The sequence below is a fragment of the Thiobacillus sp. 65-1402 genome (assembly GCF_001897685.1).
GTDB lineage: Bacteria > Pseudomonadota > Gammaproteobacteria > Burkholderiales > Thiobacillaceae > Thiobacillus.
Map to the genome: position 1 here is coordinate 1 of NZ_MKUG01000146.1, position 21,335 is coordinate 21,335.

Below are 21,335 nucleotides of genomic sequence, written 5' to 3' on the forward strand. Positions count from 1 at the left end.
TCCCACAGGATATTGGCGATCACCACCGAGTTGGGAATGATCTGGGCCATGCGCAGCGGGCGCAAGATGTCGACGATCTCGACGATATCCGCCTCGTTCTCGAAGATGACTTCGAACGGCTTGAACACCGGCGGCCTGGGCATCAGCCAGAAGCCCATCTTGGTGGTGATGCCGTAGTTGGCCTGCGTGAACATGCCGTCCAGCGTCGGGCCATAGCCCCACTTGAAGATCTGCCAGGTGTTGCTGCCTTTGACGCCGCCCATGCCGGTGCGATAGATGTCGCCGTTGGCCAGCACCACCTCCATGCCGCACTGCATCATGAAGTGCTCGCCGTAGGGGGTATAGCCCACGCCGCGGTCCATGGTGTTGCCCAGCGGGCCAGCAATCGCCGAAGGAGCGGAGAAGGACAGCATCAGCGGCAGCTTGTTTTCTTCGATGTAGTCGTACAACTGCTGGAAAGTCACCCCCGGCTCGACCAGCGCCGTGCACATGTCCGGGTCGATCTTGATGATCCTGTTCATCTTCTTCAGGTCGAGAATGACCTGTCCGCGCTGCACCGGGGCCGCCGTGCCGTAACCGAAGTTGCGCCCGGTGGAGATGGTCCAGATCGGAATCCGGTACTGATTGCAGATTTTCACGATGCCTTGCACCTGCTCGACCGTGGTGGCGGTCAGCACCGCCGAGGGGGCATGGGCGGCATTCTCCACCGACATCATGATTTTGTTGTAGGGAATCAGCTGCTCGGCCTTGAGCAGTACGTTCCCCTCCCCCAGCAGGGCGCGAAATTTTTCCACTGCCGCGTTGAATTTTTTCTGCGTCACGCCCCTGGGCAGTACGCCATTCATCTGTTCAGACATGGATCAGACTCCCTCAGACCTCGATCGAAAAGGAAACGAAACTGCCGCTGGGCAGCGTGCCCTGCACGGAAACCCGCGGCATCATGGTCGGGCGCGTGCCCAGCGTGGCAAGCAGATAGCCGACACCGGCTGCCCACTGCGCAGAACCCGCGCCGTTGCGGGCTGGCCCCGCCAGCTGCCGGGCCGGGGCCGCGCTGCCCTGGCGCTCCTCGTCCAGGGTGAAACCGGCGCCGCAGGCATGCAGATGGCGGCTGAGCTGCCGTGCGCAACCTTCGGCAAGATCGGTATTCAGCAGACGATGGCGGGTCGAACCGGCCTCGCCGGTGTGGTGCCCCAGCCAGGGGATGCGGGCGCCGGCGCTGCGCGCCAGATCCAGCACCAGCGTCGCCGCGGCATCGTCCAGCAGACCGATGACCCGCAGCGACCGGCCCGCGCGCAACCGCTGCTCGAAATCCAGCATGAAGCCCAGGCCGGGGTCCATCTGCAGCACCTGCAGCTGCGTGCCGACAGCCGCCCTGGCACCCTGCAGAAAAGCCGCTTCAGCCACGCCGCTGCCGACCAGCGCCAATGCCGGGCGGATAGCGCTGCGCGAAAGAGGGGCTCCCAGTACCGGTAGCGACCGGCTCAACACCACGCCGGCGGCACCGCCAAGGACCATGCTTTTGAGAACGAAACGACGATCGACGCTCATGGCAGGCTCCTCAAGGCTGAGCGGCCGGCGCCGGGAGGGTCGACAGGTACTTGACCAGCAGGGCGATGGACTCATCATCGACGTAGGAGGCGGGGAAGGCCGGCATGGCATTGAAGCCGCTGCGCACGATGGCCTTGACGTAGGCCTCCGGCAGGCCGCGGCCTTCCAGCAGCGGACCGACGCCGACCTCGGCTTTGTGGCAATAGCCACACAGCTTGTTGTACAGGTTCTGGCCGCTACCCCACTGGCTTTCGGCCTGAGCGGCGGCGCCCAGCCCTGCCAGCGGCAGAGCCACGCAGGCAGCGAACATCCGCTTCGCGATCGCACTACGCAAGAAAAACAACATGGCATGCTCCTTTGTATCGATCCGTGATGGCAAGGCGACGGGTGATGCTTTTCAACGATCGCCTCGTTCATTCAGCCGCAATGGCCGGCTCCCGGCTCAGAACGGATACGCGCGCGGCGCGCTCTGCACCGTGATCCAATGGTCGGTGGTGAATTCCTCGATCGCCCAATCGCCATTGAAGCGACCGATGCCCGAATTCTTCTCGCCACCGAAGGGCGCGTTCGCCTCGTCGTTGACGGGCATATCGTTGACGTGAGTCATGCCCGCGCGAAGGCGCTGGGCAAATTGCACGCCACGGGAGAGATCGCGGGTAAAGACCGCACTGGACAATCCATACTCGCTGCGGTTGGCCAGCTCCAGCGCATGTTCGGCATCGCGGGCCGATTGAATGCCCACCAGCGGACCGAAAATCTCCTCCCTGGCGATGCCCATCTCCGCAGTGACATCGCCGAACACATGCGGCGGCATGACATTGCCTTGCGGCTCGCCACCCAGCAGCACGCGCGCGCCTTCTTGCCTGGCCCTGGCGATCTTGTCCTTCAGGCCGGCCAGCTGCCGGTCGTTGATCACCGGCCCGATGACCGTTTCCGGTTTGCCCGGATCGCCGCAGGGCAAGGCCTTGACCCGCTCGACGAAGCGTTGGGTGAACGCCTCCACCAGCGGAGCCTCCACGATGATGCGGTTGATCGCCATGCAGATCTGGCCCTGGTGCAGGAACTTGCCGACCACCGCGGCATCGACGGCCGCCTCGACGTCGGCATCGGCCAGGACCACGAACGGGCTGTTGCCGCCCAGCTCCAGGGCAACGTGTTTGAGATGCTCGCCGCTGCTGGCAATGCGGCCGATGTTGCGACCGACCGTGGTGGAGCCGGTGAACGACACGAAGGACGGAATGGGGTGTTCGACGAAGGCATCGCCGATGTCGGAACCGGCACCGACCACCACACTGAGCACGCCGGCAGGCAAGCCCGCCTCCTCGAACAGACGCGCCAGCAACAGGCCACCGCTCACCGGGGTGTCGCTGGCCGGCTTGATGACCACGGCATTGCCCAGCGCCAGCGCCGGGGCTACCGAACGGGCGCTGAGGTGCAGCGGAAAGTTCCACGGGCTGATCACCCCGACCACGCCCAGCGGCTGGCGGTATACCCGGCTTTCCTTGCCCGGCACGTCGGAAGGCAGAATGCGTCCGTGCATCCGCCCCGGCAGGCTCGCCGCCTCCTGCGTGATGGCCCGCGCCGAAGCCCATTCGATTTCCGCCTTGATCCGGGTGCTGCCCGCCTCGCGGACCAGCCAGCCGGTGATTTCATCCTTGCGCGCGTCGAAAAGGGCCACCGCCCGCTGCATGACGTCGCCACGCGCAGTCGGGCCCATGGCCGCCCATGCGGGCTGGGCGGCGTACGCGCCACGATAGGCCTCGTCCAGATCCTCGCGGCTGGCCATCGGCAGGCTCAGCAAGGTGCCCCCGGTGAAAGGGTCGGCAACATCCAGGACGCGGCCCGAGGTGCCTTTGCGCCATTGGCCGGCGATCGGCAGCAATTCGAGGTTCTGATAGGCGGCTGGGCTGCTCATGGAGGTTCTCCGCTATGTATCCAAACCAACGCCCGACCGGACCAGCGACCCTGCACAAGGTATGACGAAGAATCCATCCGGTCCGGCGTCTTGAACTTGAGCATAGCCGTCCCCGCGAGCAATGCCAGTTGTTCCTGACCCGCTCCGTGCAGTGCGCGGGCGTTCAGACCAGCTTGAGAACCGGCTTGACGGTGGCCCCCGACCTGGAGTCTTCGAAGGCCTGGTTGATCTCGCTGAAATCGTAGAACTTGATCAGCCGGTCGAAGGGGAATCGGCCCGCCTTGTAGAACTCGATCAACTGGGGAATGAATACCCGCGGCACCGAATCGCCCTCGATCACGCCGATCATGCTCTTGCCTTCCGCCATCAGGTCGTTATGCACGTCGATGCTCATTTCCGGGGTCACGCCGACGATCGCCGCCTGCCCCAGCGGGCGCAGTGCATTCAGGCACTGACGCACGACCGGCGGCACCCCCGTGGTCTCCACGGCATAGTGCGTACCGCCGTTGGCGGCGGCCTTGATCTCCCTGACCACGTCGACGTTCCGGCCATTCAGCGCATGCGTCGCACCCAGTTCGCGGGCCAGCTGCAGGCGGTTGTCATGCACATCCACGGCGAAGATCTGCGGGCAACCGGCGATTTTCGCCGCCATGATCGCGCTGAGCCCGACTGCGCCACAGCCGTACACGGCGATGGAGGTGCCGAACGCGGGCTTGAGACGGTTGAGCACCGTACCGGCGCCGGTCTGGATGCCGCACCCCAGCGGCCCGAGCAGCGCCAGGTCTACGTCCTTGTCGACCTTGATCACGTTGCGCTCGTGGGCGATGGCGTACGTGCCAAAGGAGGATTGGCCGAAGAAAGTGTGCACATCGGCGTCGCCCTGGTGCAGACGGCAGGTGTGATCGTCCATGCGTCCGCCGAAATTCAGCTCATTGAAGGTCGCGCATACGGTCGGATGCCCGGTGAGGCAGTTGTCGCATTGGCCGCAGTGTGCAAAGGACATCACCACGTGGTCGCCGGGCAGCAGACGGGTGACGTTCTCGCCGACCTGCTCGATGATGCCGGCCCCCTCATGGCCCAGCACGATGGGGTAGGGCGACACGCCCAGGTCGCGCCCCACCGCATCGGTATGACAGACCCCCGTGGCGACAATCCTGACCCGCACCTCGTTCGCCTTGGGCCCCGACAGGGTCACGTCTTCGATGGAAAAAGGCTGACCCTGGGCATGTGTGACCGCTGCTTGGATTTTCATGTGTGACTCCGTCGTGATGGGTTCAGGGACACTTCGTTTTTAGCTCATATCTGAATCCGTGTTCCCGCGACGGCCAATTTCTTTGGCGGCCGAAGTCGAGCACCTGACGGCGCGCATGCGCGGCGAACTTCGCGACGCGAGATACTTGAGATTCTGTATGAGGTAGTAGGCGGAGGGCGTTGTCGGCACAACGGAATTCCGGTGTCGCTGTCGGCTGAATGGTTGGCAGCCTAATTCCCAACTGGTTGAGTGTCGCTTGCTCGGTAGGGAGACGAGAGGCGGCCGGGGAAACCCTGGTTACCGAAGTTCCGTTGCCCCGACAACAGCAAGCCAGGCGCGTAACCATTCAAGTACATTATTTAACATAATATACATTATGCGAAGTCGCCACCGGCCCGGCCTCAGCGTGTCCACCCGGCAGCGCGCCGGCGAAAAAACCGCATGTCACTGACAACACGGCGACGTGCGCTCTGCGCTTCATGCCAGAAAAAAAACGGCGCCAATACTCGCGCTTCTTCTCCGATCTGGCCGCTTTAGCCTCAACTTGAGCGATTACTTCCAATGGATCGCGGTCTAGGACTTCTGCGATCTTTGCGCATTCGTAAGGGTCGGGTTTGTTTCTTCCTGCTCTCAGGTCTGATACTTTTTGTTTAGTAAAATCAAGTACTTGCGCTAGCTTGTAGTCGCTGGTTGCGCCTGTTTTTTTCATTACTGCATCAAGCAAATCTGTGGTGATCATGCGACACCTCCTGTGGGAGCGAATGATAGTCGTAAAAAATGACTTGCAAAATGTCGTGACTTACGACTATGGTTCGCTTGTCGTGACTTACGACTATCTAACCACCAGGAGCTACCATGCAAATCACCATCGACGTGAACAGCCAAAAGACCGCCATCAAGCGCGGCACCGCCAAAGCCACCGGCAAACCTTACGAAATCATCACCCAGCGTGGCCACCTGCACCAGGCCGACACCATCACCGGCGAAATCAGTCTCATCCCTATCGACATCACCCTCGAACCCAATGCTTTTCCGTACGACACAGGCCGTTACACCATCGACGCATCCAGCCTGATCGTTGGCCAGTACGGCGGCCTGTCCATCGGTCGTTTGAAGCTTTTCAAGCTGCCCGCGCAGGCGGTCAACAAGGCGGCGGCTTAAAAGTCCGGGTCTACTGTAATACCCGGACTTTGAGCAATGGGTTGCTCACCTTACCTGATCGACTGGCTAACCATGCGCCTTCCTATCAGTGCCCAAAGCCACCCCGCGTTGTATGCGCGGGTGGCCGCCTTCTCGGGACATATCGTTTCATGCGATTCGTCTGGCGAAGTTGTTTGGATTAAGCGCACCCTCGACATTGACGCCTTGCGCTCCGATTCTCCAGGTCTCTACTGGCAACTGACCGGCGACGGCAAAACCGATGTGCTGGTCATCGGTGCCAGCCCGGCCAGCCTAGAACACGGCTTCAACGTCTGGGGTAGCCTCGACATCAATCACTGCGCAAAGGTGCTCATTGACCATGCAAGCCGCTGTCTGCAACTCCTGCTACCTGATGTCTATCATTGGCAATGCCGGCGGATCGACGTTACCGCCAATTACGCGCTGCCCGATGCGGCATCCGTCAAGCACGCACTCGCTCAACTGCTCGTCTCAGCGGGCGCACGCCGCCGCCCAAGCTCGCATAACCGTGGCGGCGATACCGTCTATTGGAACCCCGGCTCGGACCTCAGCAAAGGCAAGGCCTACCACAAAGGCCCGCAAGTCCAGCACCTCTGGAAAAAGAACAAGCTTCAAACCCTCCCGGAAAACGTCGGCCTACTCGACCAAGTAATCCGCCTGGAACACACACGCGGCGCGAAATGGTTTCGCCGCCTTGAAGAAGCTGGCAAGCGCTGGCAAGACCTGAATGAAGAGGCGTTGATCGCCTTGCATAATGACTTTTTTGTCCCGCTCATCGCAGACGGAATCGAGGTAAAGAACATGGAACGAGACCATATCTTGAAGGCCATCATGACGGCCAATGAATGCAGTGAGAACCAAGCCCGTGCGGCATTCTCGACCTATCGCAACATCCGTGCTGATGGTTACGAAGTGACGAAGGACAGCATGAGCCGTCGCACCTTCACTCATCATCAAACCTTGCTTCGTCGCGCCGGCATCAGTGATCAGCACCTCCGCGATGCAATCGTCATTCCCTTCCCTCGTGTTCGCTTTGACCTGGCCCGGCCTGTTGCCAATTGGGACGACATCCGGAGGGTCGCGTGATGAAAACCGCCGCCGTTCTTTTTGCCCATCGAACCAGCCCCTATAAGGCGTTTGACCTGGCTGACGTTTACGACGAAGACCGGGACGCCCTGACCTATGCCGGTTCCTTGCCGGTTGTCGCGCATCCTCCGTGCCGTGCTTGGGGTCGTCTTCGTCATCTTTCAAAGCATCAGAAAACCGAAACCGAGCTGGCCTTCTTCGCTGTCGATCAGGTTCGCCGCGTCGGTGGCGTCTTGGAACATCCCGCCTGCTCGACTCTGTGGCCGGCTGCTGGTCTGCCTGCACCTGGCTGTCGTGATTCGTTCGGCGGCTTGACCTACCCAATCAGCCAATCGTGGTTCGGCCATCGTGCGCCGAAATCGACCTGGCTCTATATCGTTGGCGCACCTGGCTTGCCTGCTGTCCCGTTTCACCTGGGCGTTGCATCTGGCCGCATTGAGCTTATGGGCCGCACGGAGCGCGAAAAAACACCGCCTGACCTGGCGCTCTGGCTGTTTGACCTGGCTTCGTCCTGCAATGGGGCCGCGTGATGTACTGCCACCCTCTCATGGTCAAGCAATGGGCCAAGATCATGAATCCCTCTCCCTCTTCGATTGCCCGCGATCTTCGCAATATCGCATGGTTCATTTTCGGCATCGGCCTTGCCGCTCTCTGGATTCTGTCTTGATGGATACTGTCACCACCGTCCAGCTTGTCGGCATCGCTGTCATGTTCGGCATCGGCTTAATTGCGGGATTGCTCTCATGACCGAAGCCGAATTCATTGGCGCATTGCTGTCCGCGTTCGGCATCGGCTGGTTTATCGGTCGAGGTATCAAGGCAGTTCGCCAGTTCCTCGACCTGATTTGACTTCCTTTCCCTCCGGGGAAAAAACCGTAAACCGGACGGCAACCGGCAACGGCTCAACCTTCGCCTAGCCAGCAAAATCTAAGGAGTCTGAAATGTTTGCTTGGATCAAAACCGCGTATCAAAAAACCCGTGCTGGTGTGCAAAAGGTCAAGGCTGGCGCTCAAACGCTTGCCGTCGCCGGTTCCGTCGCGCTTGCTTCCCTGTTCAATCCCGCTCCGGCTGAGGCCGCTGTCGATGGTGCCGTCTCCGCTGGCATCACCGCGCTGGAGGCGGACGCCGCAACTCTGGGCGGCCTGGCAACTGGCGCGGTCGTCTCGATCATGCTGATCATCTTGGGTATCCGCCTCGTGAAGAAGATGCTCGGCCGCGCTGTGTAACAAAACGTCCTCCCCCCCGACCACGCGCCAGCGGGGGAGTGGGGGGAGGACGTTTCTTTTCTCTATTCGGGGTGTCTCTTGAAAAAAATCGCTTCCCTTACTGCTCTGCTTTTTTTTCTGGCCGCACCTTCTGCCCACGCCTATGATTTCGGCACGGCCGGTATCGTCGCTGCTGTCGGTGGGGCTGGTGCTGGTCTCGCTCTCGTTTTCGGCGCTCCGGCTGCGCTCGGTACCGTCGCCATTGGTGCTGCTGTCGCAGGTCTGACGTTCGCTCTCGATCCCGCATCCAATCAGTCTTCTAATCTTGATGTTCAGCTCTCTCCCGCGGCCGTTTTGCCTGTGCCGCCGGGCTGGAAGCCTGCTCCGCCCGGATCTGTTGAGCCTGTTGCGCCTGACACCCTTCCCCTTTCTGGCAAATTCCGCAAAACCGTTTCCAGTCCCTTGTATGACAGTCCTGACGCTGCCTGCGCCAACGAAACTAACTCTGTTAACCAATACACCTGGATTCCTGAGCCTCCTTCTACCTTTCCTGATGGAACGATCTCTGGTGTCTGTAAGTCGGTTCGTTTTTCCGATGGCTATGTGGGTTACTCGACCGTGCTTTTTGTTAGCTCGTGTCCATCGGGCTATAGCGTATCCAATGGCTCCTGTGTCAAGACCGACGAGTCCGCAGTCCAGAAACCTCCAGATGACAGGTGCGGTATCAAACGCACTGGCAACAGCTTTGCTGTCGATCCCCGCGATCCTGATTGCGCATCCGGCAAGATCCCTGCTACGACTGCCGTGCAGCCGAACATCATCACGTCCAACAAGCCGGACGGCTCCAGCAAGTCCATCCAGATCAACCCGGATGGATCTTCTACGGTCAACGAGAGTCGCCCCAACAATGGCAACAACACCACCGAAACCAATACGACTACCCTGTCCGCTCCTGATGCGTCTGGCGCTTCCAAGGTCACCGGCCAAGGATCTGGAGTAGCACCTGGCACCGGCACCCAGGCCGGTACTTCTACAACCCCGGTTAACGTCAATTTCGACAAAGCGGGACTGGCAACCGAAGGCACCCTCACCGGCATCAAAACCGATACGGCCGCCATCAAGGATGCGCTCAGCCCCAAGGACGTAGATTCCTCCCTCGGCGATCAAAAATCCGCCCTCGACACTGCCATGGATGGCCTCGCCGCCCTGTTCGGCGCCGAGGTGTCTAAGTCTGCAGTCATCGAGGATGATTTTTCCATCGGCGGATTTCTCCCCGCTCAATGCGGCTGCGCGCCTTTGACCATGACCATTCTTGGCAAAACAGCGTCCTACAACTGGTGCGGCCCGATGGAGACATTCAAGGGCGTTTTTTCGTGGGTCATAGGCCTGCTCACTGCTCTCTATGTCCTCTCTCTTTTCCGTCTTGGAGGTGGCAAATAATGATCGCCTTTCTCGCGTCTCTCCTTGGTTCGCTGGCTGGATTCTTCGGCCAGTGGATGACCAAAAAAGCTGCCATCGGCACCGCCGCGTTAACCGCCCTCGCTGCGCTCACCCTCGGTTTCTGGATGTCGATCAAAGGGCTTATAAACGGCGTCCTTGTCGCCGCACCTGGACTCTGCGAATTGTCATGGCTTGTCCCATCCAACACCGCCGCTTGTGTCGCCGTGGTGATTTCCGCAACCGTCGTGCGCGCTGTCTATGACTGGCACGTCGAAAACATCAAAGTCCTGAGCTACATCACATGAGCGTCTACGTCATCACCGGCAAGCTGGGCAGCGGCAAAACCCTTGTCTGCGTTGGCCGCATCCATGACTACCTCCGCCGTGGCAACCGCGTTGCCACGAACCTCGATATCTGGATGGAGCACCTCGCCGAGAAGCGCGATTCGATGGCCTACGTTGAGCGCCTTCCCGACTACCCGACAGCCGATGCGCTCGATGCGCTCGGGTCGGGTAACACCACCTACGACGAGGAAAAAAACGGTCTACTCGTTCTCGACGAGTGCGGCACCTGGCTCAACACCCGCGCCTATGCCGACAAGGGCCGACAGCCCATGCTTGATTGGATGCTTCACGCCCGCAAGAAAGGCTGGGACGTGCTTTTGATCGTTCAGGATTTGCAAATCATCGACAAGCAAGTCCGCCTGGCATTGACCGAGCATCTTGTTTCCTGCAAGCGTGCCGACCGCCTGGCCATCCCGCTTTTGTCCAAGGTCATCAAGCTGTTTACCGGCTATCAGCTCACCTTCCCCAAGATCCACTTCGCTACCGTTCGTTATGGCGCTGAGCGCGAAAGCCCTGTCGTCGATCGCTGGTGGTACGCCGGCAAACGGTTCTATCAATCCTACGACACCAAACAGACCTTCAATCCCTACTATGACCAAGGCACCTTTTGCACCCTCCCCAAGCGTTACCTTGTCCCCCAAAACCCGCCAAAATCGCCGCCATCCGCTTATCTCGTACGAAAGGCTGCAACGGTATGTCTCGCTCTTGTTTTTGAGCGCCTTGGCCTTCTTGGCCGTCATGACTGGGTGGTGGCTGATCCTGCTGGCCGCTCTGTCCTGATGTGCCGACAATAGCGTTATCACGCCGCCGCCGCCGCCTTCGCAAGTGGAAACCACGCAACAAACAACGGCAGCGGCATTTGCAGCAACGAAGGAAGTTCTACCGGCGCCGGCATCCGAAATGCCTTCAGCCATGCTTTAAACGCCTTCCTGCGCTCCATCACCACGCTGGCCAGTGCCTCTAGCGCCGGCCCTACAGCGTCCTTGAAATCCAGCCACATCTGGCGGTTCTCGAACTCATCGCCTCCCATGTAACGCCTACCAAGACCACGAAACCATACACCAGCGTTGGCCCCTCTAGCCAAGCGGCGATGAGCGTCTGGGTTTTTTAAAGAGTGGTTCATGGTTTTTTCCTTTTCACGTGGTAGAAATTTCCGCGCCGCCCCCTCGCCCTTCTGAGGGGGTCGCGGAAATTTCTGTGGAAAGGAAAAAAACAGGAACTACAAAAAAGCTAGACGCCGTAGTTTGGTGATGCCAGAGCAGGAAAGAAAAGCGGCGGGCGTGCCAGGTGCTTTTACTGGCGCGGCTGCTGCGTTTCCTGCGGATTTGGGCGAGTTCAGCAGCCGAAAAAAAACCCGCCTTGGCGGGTCATTTTTTGCTGTGGTCTTTGTTTTAACCGCCCATTATGTGCATATTATCGGGTCTTGATAAAGCCCCTAAGGGGCGCTTCGCATTGCTCAAGTAGACTCGTCTGGCCACATCCCTGACCCTACTAGGCCATCATCAGACACAAATTATTTCGACTTGTCAACATTCACCCCCGATCCTCTCAAAAATATTTTTTGTAAAACTGCCACTGAACCCGTGTGGACACCGCAAAAACCAACGCTAATGGTGCAATGACCCAGAACGGGCTCATTGCAACCGGCAGGCAGAGATATAGCGTGAACCCGGATGCGAAGAACATCAGCTTCGCGAGGCGCCCAATTTTGTGCAGATCCGCCGATTCGCGTCCTGCGCACGCGCGGCGGATATAACGCTCGGTCAGGCCGTCTACGCCAGCCAAGACATACAACAGGAAAAACAAAGGGGTCGCAGCCAGTGCCAAGCCAATCCTGATCCCGTAGACCTGAATCACGTTCATAGCCAGGTAGATTTCCCGTGCATTGCGCGCTACAAACTGGCTGAGGTACATCCGGTCAACCTCGTTGACCAGATACCCGGAGAAATAGGCATAGGTGGCTTCATGGAGTGATGTCGCCTTGAAAAAAAGCCAGTAAGTCCACTGTTGGGTGTGCTCGGTAAGTGTGGAAAGGCCGGCGGCGTGGCTTCCTGGCCGTATAAGCTCTTTGATGCGTGCGGTTTCCGACTGGAACAAAGCGTCGGCAGCTTGCACAGGATCCAGCCATTGATATTTGGCAAACAGGAAAGACGCGGTGAGGGCGATGAGCCCAAGCATGACATATAGCAATAGCGTCCCAAAAAGCCATTTCAATGGCCACAGAAAGGCGACTGCAACATTGCTGTCATAGAGACCGGAATTCCTAGAAGCCACTGCCCTTCCCTTCAACGACCAGATTTTCCGTCTCGGTGCCGTGCGTGTCGTATTTCTGACGCATGCTCGCGGCAATGTCTTCCAACGATGCAGGAATGGGGTGCGCTTCGTCGGGGTCGAACAGAGGGAGTCTGATTTTGTAGAGCTGGCCGCCTTCGATAAGCGCAAAAGCCTGCCCCTTGGGCAACTGCACCAGATCAGCAGGCGACAACATGGGGGCTTCCTGGGTGCTGATCCGGTCTTCGTTCCGTGTGGTGAAAGACAACACCTCACGATCATCTGAACTGTCCGTGGCAGCACTGGCTTGAATCGAGGTGACCAGTTGCACATCCGGGAGCTGGTCGGTGAGAATTTCGGCGGTTTCCTTGTTCTTGACCCGTAGCATGATCAGGGTATTGAGGTTGCCGCCAATCTGTGAGGCCTTCGCCTTGTTGCCAATGCGGGCTTCCACGTCGGCCCAGGTCTGGGTATAGACCGCTACTTGGAATCCCGCACCACCAGCCTTGTTCAGAAGCGGGATGAATTCGTCGCCGATCAGCTCGTTGAACTCGTCCGCATGGATGGACAGTTTGCGCTTGGGGATGGCCGTGGACAGCCCGTAGCCCTGCTCGAACTTGTAGGTCTGGCCGGCGATCGAGGTCAGGTCGGCGAACATGGCGTTGCCCACTGCGCCAGCCACTTCGTAATCTGAAAGCGAATCGAGCCCGACATAGACCACCGCGCCGCGTTCGATGACGCTCATCCAGTCGAAGATCGGCCTTGGATCAGTCGGGTCGTCGTACTGCGGAGACAGTATCTGCGCGGTTTTTCCGGTAGTGAGCTTTTCCAGCAAGGGATAAAGACTGGACACCAGTTTCTCGAAATAGCTGCGGTCATTTGACAGGATGGATGCCAGGCCGTCCGCGATCGGGTCATGCAGATTATTCTCGCGGACGAACAGCAGGATTTTCATGGCATCGATCGTCCGTCCCGATTTCATTGCCTGCTGAATTTGGGTCTTATCCATCTCGATAGCATCAACCGCCTCTTTCCAGCCGGGCTGTTCCCGGTCAAGCCAGAAGCGTAAGTATTCCAGCGCCAAAGCGTCGATATTGACCGCATCCTCATAAATCATGCGGTAATCCGGACGGTAGCCGAGGGTGGTGCGCGCGCGTGCGATCACGTTCACGAAGCGCCAGACAAATTCCTTGAACGCGGCAGACTGTCCTTCGCCCGGGAGCTGGCCAGCGATACGGGTGCTGACCTCGGTGGTTCGGGCAAAATTACCGATCGGGTTGTAACGTGCAGACTGGTCGGGGTAGCCCAGGTGAAACATGAAGAACTCGCGCCCGGCCATGGCCGCCTCGATGTAGCAGCGGGTCATCAGACCGGCATCTCCCTTGGGGTCGAATACGATCACCACGTCGCCTCGCCGAATGTCCTGTGTGATGAGCACCTCGGCGAGGCGTGATTTGCCGACCCGTGTGGTGCCCAGCACAACCATGTGACCGGGCCGCTCGACCAGATCCATGCTGATTTCCGTTTCGTCCGGCTCCAGGCCGTGAATGATCGGATCGCCGCCGACAGGCGGCAATGGCGTAACCGGATTCCACCAGGCTTCCTTCCTGGTCTGTCGCGCCATCCAGCCCGAGGCGCCGCCGCGCCCTTCGTGGCGGAATTCGAAGCGACGCGCCCAGGTATACAGGCCGGATTGAGTGATGTAACGACGGTTCTTGGGATCTCGCGCCAGCGCCAGGCGCTGGGTATGGCGTTGATCCCATTTGAACCCAAGGCCGAGGAAAAGGCGGCTTTTCGATACGGGAATTTCGCTGGTAGGAATGACGTACTTAGGCAGCCTAGTAAGGTTGCGCTGAAATCGGGATACCCGAATACCCTGTCTCAGTCGCACGCCGGCATGCAGGACCATGCCGGCAGCGGCTATCACGATCAGCTCCTTTGGCAGGAAAAACCACTCGTGAGCGCTCATCAGGAGAATGGCACCGGATAATGAAGCAAAGGCCGGCACGTATTCGACCGCGGGCCTGAATAGATTTTCGATGGGATAGCTCATGTCAGACGTGTTCGATGGGTTTGTCGAACCTGACAATGCAGGGATTATTCGGCGGAAGTGGATTCACGAATCGAACAGGATCCAGTATGACCACGCCAGAGATCAGTTTCTTGCCCTCGCCATCGGCGCCGATCACCATGTAACGTTGGATGTTGCTCTTCTTCTCTCCGGTAACCAGATTCCAGCCAGCATTGGTAACCTGGCGCTGGATGCCGGTCCCCAGCTTGCTCCCCGCTCGATCCGATGGCGTGCCATCGCCCTCCTCCCCGAACAGTTCAGCGAACTTGCGAAAGATCACTGGGGAAACCAGCATCATTCCTTCGTCAACGAAGTGAATCATGGCGTCCGCGCGGTTGTACGGCATGCTGCCTTCCGAGAGGCCTTCCTGAATCCAGCGCATGAACCGCAAGGCTGCACCAGAGGGTTCCTTCTTTTTCGAGCCAAGCTTGGGCCTGGCCGCTGTCTGCCCTGCCGGCGCAACCGGCTTCAATGCTGCTGCAGTAGGGGGCTTGGGTTTCGGTGAATGTTTGATCGCGGTGTCATCTTCATCGAGAAAGCCTGCTTCCTCAGCCGCGCCCTTCTGTTCAGATAATGCGGCCGCTCCGGGCTGTGCCGGCGGGCGAAGGGGAGGGAGAGCCGTGGTGGCCCGCCTCGGCTGCTCTTCAGAGTTCGGCGAGGAGGTTGGTTCGGGCTGCGGTATGACAAGGGACAGCTGGTTGGCCGGATCCTCCAATGGGTTGGTGGCTGGCTCAACGCCAGAATCACTCATGGAACCAATAGTTAGCTCGGATTCCGAATCGAGCGGCTGGATGTATGAGGCATCCTGCGTTCCGGCAATGATCTTGCCTCTCATGATTTCCGGGTAAAGAATCGGGGACTGGAACAGTTTGTCGAGCGAGAAGCACAGCACGGTCAGCTTTTGTTCCCACCCTTCATCGAGACTGACCATGACCTGCCACACAGCACGGTTCTCACTGGTGGGAATCAAGGCACCGTACTCTTGCCAGGTATCGAAAAGGCGATCGTTCTTATCCTTGCCAGGTATGCCCTCCCCGCTTTCGCGTTCAGTCAGGAACTGGCGTACCTCGTCAGCCAGCCGCTTGGACACGAACCAGATTTTTCCATCGTAAACCCAGCCATGGGAGCCCGCCCTATTCAGGCCCAGTCGCCCTTCTTCCAGCATCAGGCGCAAGGCTTGCATCAGGCGTTCGATTAGTGGCACCGACCGGGCGGAAGCAAAGCGGGTGCGCGGTCCCTGCATCAGGTTGTTCTTGACTGACTCGGAGTCGGCGCGTGTGATGATTTCTCGCAGCACCCCCTTGTCTTGATCATCCCCCGAAAGGTAGCTCGTCAAATCGCCCATGAGCTGTACGTCATCGGCAAGCCAAGCGAGAACATGGGAAGGGACAAGCCTCTGGAACAGCACGATAGGCAGTTTCTTGTGCAAGTCGTAATCCCGCGTTATCTCGAAATTCAACGTGTAATGCGTCAACCCCTGATCCAGCATCGAGCCAGCAAGAGGCTGCCACTTGCCACAAGGTTTTCTCGATCGGAGAACTTGGACGTTGATATCGGCCATAGGCCTTCCAATGTCATGCAGTAGCGCGGCAAGGAACACCGCGTAAGTCCAGCGGTGCTTGCGAGCCGGGATTTCCTCGGGGGCTGCTCCGACCGGAAGCAGATAGCCCTGCCGGAAGCGTAGCGCGTGTGCTGCCGACTCCATCATATGGGTCATGAGGCCACCGGGCTGCGCGTGATGGTGCGATTCCGAGGCTGGTAGCAGTTGTGTCCATTCCGCAGCCCGCTCGATGACGGGCATGCAGTCTTGGTTGAACAGGGTGTAGTCGAAGCCCATGCGGTCACGACATCCGTCGACCAGGGCTTGAAGGTTGAGTTGATCCAGGACGGCTTTGCCAGGGAGAACCTTAATATGGTTGGCTGCCCTTGAATCGCTACCGGATGGAGTTGAATGGTCGGACGCCGCGTGGTCGGTGTGGCAGGCAATACGCCAAACGACCCATACGCCGCCTACTCCGAAGGCTCCAGCGGCAATGAGCAGCCAATCACCGGACATCAGCGGTGTGTGAGCTGTTCGATGAGCCATGAGGCAATTACGTGTGAAGACGGGAAAGTCCCTTCCCATTTCCAGCAATTGGGCGATAAGTCCCCGCCGATGAAATCACTGAGGGATAGTGAGAGCGGATCCCAGCGCTCCGCGGTTTCGGGATGGCGGACACGCCAAGTAAGGAATTCAAGATGAGATAGCGCGTGGGCTACTTCGTCGTCTGTAGTCCCATGCTCCAGTTCGGAGATGCAATGAAGCACCTCATGGGCTGGAGATTCCTCTTCGTCTTCAAAATAGCATCGATCGATCCCGTCATAACGGGCAAGCCATGCAAACACAACGACCGTCCAGTGGGACAGTTCGATTTGTTCGAATCGTGCCGCAATGTGTGCGAAGAGCGTGACAGGATGATCCTGATTGTTGGGTTCTTCTATGGAAGACACGGGCACTCTTTGCGCGAGGAGTGAAAATGCCCGTGATGCTATGGACTCGACCTTGGTTATGCAGCAGTTAATGCAAACAAAGTTCTTTTGATTGATTGCTGAAGTGTTTTTTGTTTTGTGGTAGGCGTTTTTTATGGGGGAGAGGCTTGAATCGTAGAAGACATGGCCCTACGGCATGTGTCGATTTTTTAGTACTTTATGGTCTCAAATCAACCCTGGCTGTTCGGCCTTCGGTGCCATCAAGGTCAGTTATCTGTGGTGGAGCCGTCGTTAGTCAGTTGGCCTTGCACTTCTGTTCCTCGGCCAAAGCGGCCGGCGGGTTCAGAGCCAACTTGATCCGCTATGCGGTTCCAGAGCAGTCGTTCAGAAAAAACCCTGGCCTGCCCCGGATTGCCAGTGATGGGGTGCTCACTCGACGATAGGCGAAGGGCGATTGAAACTATTGTTGAGTTTGGTTTCAGGAATTGTGTTTGATTTTGATTGTTGCGAAAGCTGATCCAAGACCTCCGCTAATTGCCTTTCGGATGTGGAGTAACTCCATAAATAAGAGGCTTTCACTTCCTCAGAAGCCCGACTCTCCAAACCATTAAGCCAATCTTTTGATCCTATTACAGCAGGCGTGTTCTTCATATCTTGTTCCCACTGGTTATACAAACGTCGCTCATTCTTTCGAACCCATTCGTAATACTCGCGCAGATTGAATGAATAACGGTAATCAATGAGATACCAATCTCCGGACACCATTTCGTGAATTGTGTCCGGAAGCCAGTCAATGTTTGCTAGTCGATTGCGCCACCTGCCAAAGGGGGTTTTCGGGGGTTTCACAATGTAGCGAACAGCTACTGTAACAACTAAGGGATGCCCGTCTGCCTCGATGTACTCATTCGTAAAATGTGGCCCGCTCAGAGCGACAAATGTCATTACGAAAAATGAATCTCGGCGTTCAAGCCGGATGATCTGCATACGCGACTCTGGGGGAGAGAACGTTGCATCTATTGGTGCAAGCGACGAATGTGATCGAGGGAGAAGTGTTGTCGCCTCAACCTCGGACCACAAGATATTGCGAAATGATGGAGGCGGCGATCGGCGAAGTCTTTCAGCCGTTTCTTCTTGGTCAGTAAAATGAATTAGGCTCTCCACATCGCCATCAACGATGTAACTGGAAAAAATCCGCGCCATCTGAATTGCACGTTCTGGGGTTTCCCGAAGATTATTGGATTCCGGAGTATCTATTGTCTCCACGACCAATACAGTCGCCAACCCAATTACCCCACTCAGAAAAAGGTGGGTCCGAAACCAGCGGAAAATCGAAAACTGTTGCGGAATCATCGTGAGGCTCAACGTGCTGGCTCGGAGGCCCAAATTTAATATTGTCGGTAATTATCACTGCTTAAATGCCAGTTGACTGAATTTCATTGGGCTGACCATGCATTCCAATGAACAATGAATAAACTCGCCGCGAGAACACCAGGCATTTCCAGATTCTCAATTAGGAGATTGAAAAAGCCGACATTTCTGTGGAGTGAAAGAAACAGTGCGCCAACAATGAATCCGAAAATAAATGCGCCGATCGCATACATGAACGAGAAATTCCCGGTGAATAGCAAACCCAACAATGAAAACCATGCTGCTAAAGAAATGAACACAACGATCTGCTTATACAGTTGCCCAATCACCCCCATTTTGAATAAACCGGGCGGAGCTAATTGTGGATTTTCAAACCAGGTGGAAACTCCTTGGTGGATCAAAGGAGTAAGGGCGGGCGACAGGAACGCGGCTGTGTAAATGGGATTCATAATGTCGTTTTGTATGCCGATAGTTGAAGTAGGTTTACTAACTTCGGATGGGGAGCTAGCCCACCCCCACCACGACCTCAGCGACAATGCGGCCATCGCGCCGGATGGCATATCCCCTGACCCCCGCCCATATACGTTTTGTTTCGTCTTTCGTTGAGGCGAATGACCAGAGTTCGTCGTTGGGTTGCATGGCAGCCTTGAACGAAAGCCAAGCGCTGTTAAGGTGGCCGAAGGGGACAGGCGGAACGGCCCCTAAGGGATCAACAATCCGCTCCCATGCCTCCACCTCCTCCACTGTGGTGGGTGCAACCAGGTTACTGGAGTGGGCATGGAATTTGGCACCGTTTTCTCCTTCCATTTCGCAGGCAGCTTCGGTGTCCGGTTGTGTGTCGGTAGAAAAACCCGCTTTCAGGCGCCCATATGCCACGACTAAGACGAGAAATGGCCAAGTTGCCATCACTGATAGAAAAATGAAAACGGGGACGAGCCGGTCGCTTATCCATTCCTGGATACGCAAGCCCAAAGGTTTGCCATCCGGATAGAGGATGTAGCTTAGGTCTATCAGAGGCTTCCCTGCGCGCGGGTCGTAATGAACCATTCGTAGAATTAGTATCGACACTACGGCACCGATGAGGAAATAACCTGAGATCCAGTATGTCATTCCGCCCACGCGTCTGTATCGTTTGTCACATCGTTGGTTCTCACCTCACGACTCATGAGCACTCCCTGTTTGACATACAGGAGTATATCCTCCTCGAAGACGCTGCCGTAACCCATGTGCTCATAAGCGAGCATTGGACCCCGAGGGCAACGCAGGATGCCGGTGAACCAGTGCGCAAAGACCCGTTCAGGGTAGCCTGGGAAAATGTCTTCCAACTTAACGGGATTCCTATCTCTGTGTTTGGCATCAATGCCGACCAAGTAGAGGCGCCCGTTGCGAATTTCCCAGGTACCGATGTAGCTGCGCCAACAACTAGTTGCACGGGGGGCGAAGTCGGGCTGTGTCCCCCCGAAGTAGAAGTAGTGGCCTAACGGTTCGGTGCATAGGTCCAGCATCTCACCGTCCAGCAAGATCTTTTCGGGGGTCTGTGCGGTCAATGCATGTGCTCCCTTGTTGTTTGTTTGGGGTTCACGCCAAGCGGGGCTTGTGGGGGGGGGGCTGCGAACACACACTAAACATAGCCCCGGATGCCTACTGAACACGGGGTGGTCTATGGCTTCCTTAGAGCTTTTGATTGCGAAGATCAAAATAAGAAACTGGCCTCCGACCTTCTAGCATGCTGCCCGTGATTTCTTTTCTCACATCCGTAACCCGATTGACACCAGCAATCGCCCCAATTGCACCGAAGGCTGACAGCAAATTCGCGCCCTCTGCGGCATCCAGCGCTAGGAACTGTGATTGGCCGTTTTGAACGGTCACAATTACAGGGTTCGCACTGGTTTTTGATCGTTCATATCCTGCAAGAGGTAACCACGTGAATACGTATTGCCCGGGCTGGAGGTCAATAGCGATGTATTCCTTTGTGTTGTTCACTGTTTCAACGCGCATATTGTTAATAAACAAATCGCCTGAATCCCATCCGCGGTCAACCGTTATAAGGGGCGTTCTATAAGTGCCCATGGTTACGTAAACTCGTCCGCCGGAGTCTGGCGCTTTCCTCTGCATAAAATCGTTCACTATGCTGCCAGAAAGCTCGGGCCTGACTGGGGGCTGGACACATCCAGTCAGCGTAGCCAAGGTAAGCGATACAACTACGATCATTGTTTTCATCTACTATCTCCGGACGATATGAATCGTCCTCAGTTTACTAGATACATCTGAGATTCAAATATGTGTATCCGCACCGAACACTGGACACTGGTGGCGCTTCCCATGCCCGCCTGTTTTGGGTCGGGTCCTGCCGACTGACACTAAAGCAGCCGTTCGCGTTGCCCAGACAGGCCGGTGTCCGGTATTGAATTGCACTGCGGACGGAGCGGACCGAAAGCGCTCCGTCGCCTTTGGCCGATCAGCAGAAGTGCACGCTGATTTCACGACCTACCGCTTGCTGTCCTACATCGGCCGCCCAGTAACGCAGGGGTGACCCATACTTTCACTGCTTGTCGGGTCGAGTCTGGGCCTTTACTCTCAAAAACTTTTCTGGTGATTTCCGCTAGGACGCAATCTGGTGGGCGCTCTTTGTCCAGCCATTTTTAGCCCTTAACCAGTAAGCCGTTTCCCTTAAACCCCCGTATTCCTTTGTGTTCGCGTCTATTCAAGCGAACAAGCCCTTTCGGGTAAGTCCCTTGACCCTTATTGGGTTTTCTTTTTTTGGGCAACCGTCCATTTTATCCATTTCAGATTTTATTTTCAGCAATCAATCAAAAAAACATTCTTTTGATTTCCGCTGGAAGCGGGATGAGCGCATCCCTAGCATTCGCCCCATGGATTCCCTCTCCTCCCCTTGGGTTGTTCTCCTGACGGCCCTTTTTTATACCCAAGCCCACGCCTTCTGTTTTGATGAGGCGGGGGCGATGTACGGGGTCTCACCACTATTGCTGAAGGCGGTGGCCCAAGTTGAGTCGAATATGAGACCGCATGCGGTTAACAGCACTCACACAGCGAGTACGCAGTCTCAGGACATTGGGCTGATGCAGATCAATACCCGGTGGCTGCGGAGGAACCCAATCAAGTCACTCGGATATACCGAGGCACACCTCTACGATGCCTGTACCAGCGTCAAGCTGGGTGCATGGGTG

25 protein-coding genes are annotated in these 21,335 nt (G+C 57.3%); 9 read left to right on the plus strand and 16 right to left on the minus strand.

Annotated features, from left to right (window positions below; genetic code table 11):
• From BGO62_RS11300 to BGO62_RS11325, 6 genes are all read right to left on the minus strand, one after another.
• Positions 1-857, minus strand: an 857-nt coding sequence (locus BGO62_RS11300; RefSeq protein ID WP_296642418.1) for an FAD-dependent oxidoreductase, incomplete at its 3' end; no start/stop codon positions are given.
• A 13-nt stretch (positions 858-870) separates the two neighbouring features.
• Positions 871-1,548, minus strand: a complete 678-nt coding sequence (locus BGO62_RS11305; RefSeq protein WP_296642422.1) for a hypothetical protein — start codon at positions 1,546-1,548, stop codon at positions 871-873.
• Positions 1,549-1,558: 10 nt separating this feature from the next.
• Positions 1,559-1,894: a cytochrome c gene (locus BGO62_RS11310; RefSeq protein WP_296642425.1), complete on the minus strand. Its 336-nt coding sequence runs from the start codon at positions 1,892-1,894 to the stop codon at positions 1,559-1,561.
• Between the two features lie 96 nt (positions 1,895-1,990).
• Positions 1,991-3,463, minus strand: coding sequence for an aldehyde dehydrogenase family protein (locus tag BGO62_RS11315; protein ID WP_296642427.1), 1,473 nt, complete (start codon positions 3,461-3,463; stop codon positions 1,991-1,993).
• Between the two features lie 163 nt (positions 3,464-3,626).
• On the minus strand, positions 3,627-4,715 hold the full coding sequence (locus tag BGO62_RS11320) for an NAD(P)-dependent alcohol dehydrogenase (protein WP_296642429.1): 1,089 nt from the start codon (positions 4,713-4,715) through the stop codon (positions 3,627-3,629).
• A 355-nt stretch (positions 4,716-5,070) separates the two neighbouring features.
• Positions 5,071-5,454, minus strand: a complete 384-nt coding sequence (locus BGO62_RS11325; protein WP_296642431.1) for a hypothetical protein — start codon at positions 5,452-5,454, stop codon at positions 5,071-5,073.
• A 116-nt stretch (positions 5,455-5,570) separates the two neighbouring features.
• Here BGO62_RS11325 and BGO62_RS11330 point away from each other — a divergent pair, with 116 nt between their 5' ends.
• From BGO62_RS11330 to BGO62_RS11360, 7 genes are all read left to right on the plus strand, one after another.
• Positions 5,571-5,876 (plus strand): single-stranded DNA-binding protein, encoded by a 306-nt coding sequence (locus tag BGO62_RS11330; protein WP_296642433.1) that lies wholly within the window; start codon positions 5,571-5,573, stop codon positions 5,874-5,876.
• Between the two features lie 36 nt (positions 5,877-5,912).
• On the plus strand, positions 5,913-6,980 hold the full coding sequence (locus tag BGO62_RS11335) for a phage/plasmid replication protein, II/X family (RefSeq protein ID WP_296642435.1): 1,068 nt from the start codon (positions 5,913-5,915) through the stop codon (positions 6,978-6,980).
• A complete protein-coding gene (locus BGO62_RS11340; RefSeq protein ID WP_296642437.1) occupies positions 6,980-7,510 on the plus strand; it encodes a hypothetical protein in 531 nt (176 codons plus the stop codon). Before BGO62_RS11335 ends, BGO62_RS11340 begins: the two co-directional genes overlap by 1 nt.
• Positions 7,511-7,920: 410 nt before the next feature.
• Positions 7,921-8,205 (plus strand): hypothetical protein, encoded by a 285-nt coding sequence (locus BGO62_RS11345; protein WP_296642439.1) that lies wholly within the window; start codon positions 7,921-7,923, stop codon positions 8,203-8,205.
• A gap of 78 nt (positions 8,206-8,283) precedes the next feature.
• On the plus strand, positions 8,284-9,624 hold the full coding sequence (locus tag BGO62_RS11350) for a hypothetical protein (protein ID WP_296642443.1): 1,341 nt from the start codon (positions 8,284-8,286) through the stop codon (positions 9,622-9,624).
• Complete coding sequence (locus BGO62_RS11355) at positions 9,624-9,929, plus strand: DUF5455 family protein (protein ID WP_296642445.1); 306 nt, start codon at positions 9,624-9,626, stop codon at positions 9,927-9,929. The genes BGO62_RS11350 and BGO62_RS11355 overlap by 1 nt, the downstream gene beginning before the upstream one ends.
• Positions 9,926-10,762 (plus strand): zonular occludens toxin domain-containing protein, encoded by an 837-nt coding sequence (locus BGO62_RS11360; protein ID WP_296642448.1) that lies wholly within the window; start codon positions 9,926-9,928, stop codon positions 10,760-10,762. The genes BGO62_RS11355 and BGO62_RS11360 overlap by 4 nt, the downstream gene beginning before the upstream one ends.
• 5 nt (positions 10,763-10,767) lie before the next feature.
• Here BGO62_RS11360 and BGO62_RS11365 read toward each other — a convergent pair whose 3' ends face one another.
• A complete protein-coding gene (locus BGO62_RS11365; protein WP_296642453.1) occupies positions 10,768-11,091 on the minus strand; it encodes a hypothetical protein in 324 nt (107 codons plus the stop codon).
• Between the two features lie 127 nt (positions 11,092-11,218).
• Here BGO62_RS11365 and BGO62_RS11370 point away from each other — a divergent pair, with 127 nt between their 5' ends.
• Complete coding sequence (locus BGO62_RS11370; RefSeq protein ID WP_296642455.1) at positions 11,219-11,395, plus strand: hypothetical protein; 177 nt, start codon at positions 11,219-11,221, stop codon at positions 11,393-11,395.
• 121 nt (positions 11,396-11,516) lie between these two features.
• Here BGO62_RS11370 and BGO62_RS11375 read toward each other — a convergent pair whose 3' ends face one another.
• From BGO62_RS11375 to BGO62_RS11415, 9 genes are all read right to left on the minus strand, one after another.
• Positions 11,517-12,146 (minus strand): DUF4400 domain-containing protein, encoded by a 630-nt coding sequence (locus BGO62_RS11375; RefSeq protein ID WP_296642457.1) that lies wholly within the window; start codon positions 12,144-12,146, stop codon positions 11,517-11,519.
• Positions 12,147-12,231: 85 nt separating this feature from the next.
• Complete coding sequence (gene traD, locus BGO62_RS11380) at positions 12,232-14,292, minus strand: type IV conjugative transfer system coupling protein TraD (protein ID WP_296642459.1); 2,061 nt, start codon at positions 14,290-14,292, stop codon at positions 12,232-12,234.
• A gap of 1 nt (position 14,293) precedes the next feature.
• On the minus strand, positions 14,294-16,396 hold the full coding sequence (gene mobH, locus BGO62_RS11385) for a MobH family relaxase (protein WP_296642461.1): 2,103 nt from the start codon (positions 16,394-16,396) through the stop codon (positions 14,294-14,296).
• Complete coding sequence (locus tag BGO62_RS11390) at positions 16,366-16,800, minus strand: hypothetical protein (protein ID WP_296642464.1); 435 nt, start codon at positions 16,798-16,800, stop codon at positions 16,366-16,368. The genes mobH and BGO62_RS11390 overlap by 31 nt, the downstream gene beginning before the upstream one ends.
• Positions 16,801-17,208: 408 nt before the next feature.
• On the minus strand, positions 17,209-18,129 hold the full coding sequence (locus tag BGO62_RS11395; protein ID WP_296642466.1) for a hypothetical protein: 921 nt from the start codon (positions 18,127-18,129) through the stop codon (positions 17,209-17,211).
• An 83-nt stretch (positions 18,130-18,212) separates the two neighbouring features.
• A complete protein-coding gene (locus BGO62_RS11400) occupies positions 18,213-18,596 on the minus strand; it encodes a hypothetical protein (RefSeq protein WP_296642467.1) in 384 nt (127 codons plus the stop codon).
• Between the two features lie 55 nt (positions 18,597-18,651).
• Entirely contained in the window at positions 18,652-19,194 is a 543-nt protein-coding gene (locus BGO62_RS11405) for a hypothetical protein (RefSeq protein ID WP_296642469.1), read from the minus strand.
• Between the two features lie 59 nt (positions 19,195-19,253).
• Positions 19,254-19,694, minus strand: a complete 441-nt coding sequence (locus BGO62_RS11410) for a hypothetical protein (protein ID WP_296642472.1) — start codon at positions 19,692-19,694, stop codon at positions 19,254-19,256.
• A gap of 124 nt (positions 19,695-19,818) precedes the next feature.
• On the minus strand, positions 19,819-20,367 hold the full coding sequence (locus BGO62_RS11415) for a hypothetical protein (protein ID WP_296642474.1): 549 nt from the start codon (positions 20,365-20,367) through the stop codon (positions 19,819-19,821).
• 515 nt (positions 20,368-20,882) lie between these two features.
• On the opposite strand from BGO62_RS11415, the gene BGO62_RS11420 reads away from it, so the two are divergent.
• On the plus strand, positions 20,883-21,335 hold a 453-nt coding region (locus BGO62_RS11420), incomplete at its 3' end, for a lytic transglycosylase domain-containing protein (protein ID WP_296642476.1).

Excerpts from the sequence above, each read along its gene's own strand:
- BGO62_RS11305 (WP_296642422.1), bottom strand. The coding sequence starts at position 1,548 with ATGAGCGTCGATCGTCGTTTCGTTCTCAAAAGCATGGTCCTTGGCGGT.
- BGO62_RS11310 (WP_296642425.1), bottom strand. The coding sequence starts at position 1,894 with ATGTTGTTTTTCTTGCGTAGTGCGATCGCGAAGCGGATGTTCGCTGCC.
- BGO62_RS11315 (WP_296642427.1), bottom strand. The coding sequence starts at position 3,463 with ATGAGCAGCCCAGCCGCCTATCAGAACCTCGAATTGCTGCCGATCGCC.
- BGO62_RS11320 (WP_296642429.1), bottom strand. The coding sequence starts at position 4,715 with ATGAAAATCCAAGCAGCGGTCACACATGCCCAGGGTCAGCCTTTTTCC.
- BGO62_RS11325 (WP_296642431.1), bottom strand. The coding sequence starts at position 5,454 with ATGATCACCACAGATTTGCTTGATGCAGTAATGAAAAAAACAGGCGCA.
- BGO62_RS11330 (WP_296642433.1), top strand. The coding sequence starts at position 5,571 with ATGCAAATCACCATCGACGTGAACAGCCAAAAGACCGCCATCAAGCGC.
- BGO62_RS11335 (WP_296642435.1), top strand. The coding sequence starts at position 5,913 with ATGGGTTGCTCACCTTACCTGATCGACTGGCTAACCATGCGCCTTCCT.
- BGO62_RS11340 (WP_296642437.1), top strand. The coding sequence starts at position 6,980 with ATGAAAACCGCCGCCGTTCTTTTTGCCCATCGAACCAGCCCCTATAAG.
- BGO62_RS11345 (WP_296642439.1), top strand. The coding sequence starts at position 7,921 with ATGTTTGCTTGGATCAAAACCGCGTATCAAAAAACCCGTGCTGGTGTG.
- BGO62_RS11355 (WP_296642445.1), top strand. The coding sequence starts at position 9,624 with ATGATCGCCTTTCTCGCGTCTCTCCTTGGTTCGCTGGCTGGATTCTTC.
- BGO62_RS11360 (WP_296642448.1), top strand. The coding sequence starts at position 9,926 with ATGAGCGTCTACGTCATCACCGGCAAGCTGGGCAGCGGCAAAACCCTT.
- BGO62_RS11365 (WP_296642453.1), bottom strand. The coding sequence starts at position 11,091 with ATGAACCACTCTTTAAAAAACCCAGACGCTCATCGCCGCTTGGCTAGA.
- BGO62_RS11370 (WP_296642455.1), top strand. The coding sequence starts at position 11,219 with ATGCCAGAGCAGGAAAGAAAAGCGGCGGGCGTGCCAGGTGCTTTTACT.
- BGO62_RS11375 (WP_296642457.1), bottom strand. The coding sequence starts at position 12,146 with ATGCTTGGGCTCATCGCCCTCACCGCGTCTTTCCTGTTTGCCAAATAT.
- traD (WP_296642459.1), bottom strand. The coding sequence starts at position 14,292 with ATGAGCTATCCCATCGAAAATCTATTCAGGCCCGCGGTCGAATACGTG.
- mobH (WP_296642461.1), bottom strand. The coding sequence starts at position 16,396 with ATGGCTCATCGAACAGCTCACACACCGCTGATGTCCGGTGATTGGCTG.
- BGO62_RS11395 (WP_296642466.1), bottom strand. The coding sequence starts at position 18,129 with ATGATTCCGCAACAGTTTTCGATTTTCCGCTGGTTTCGGACCCACCTT.
- BGO62_RS11400 (WP_296642467.1), bottom strand. The coding sequence starts at position 18,596 with ATGAATCCCATTTACACAGCCGCGTTCCTGTCGCCCGCCCTTACTCCT.
- BGO62_RS11405 (WP_296642469.1), bottom strand. The coding sequence starts at position 19,194 with ATGGTTCATTACGACCCGCGCGCAGGGAAGCCTCTGATAGACCTAAGC.
- BGO62_RS11415 (WP_296642474.1), bottom strand. The coding sequence starts at position 20,367 with ATGAAAACAATGATCGTAGTTGTATCGCTTACCTTGGCTACGCTGACT.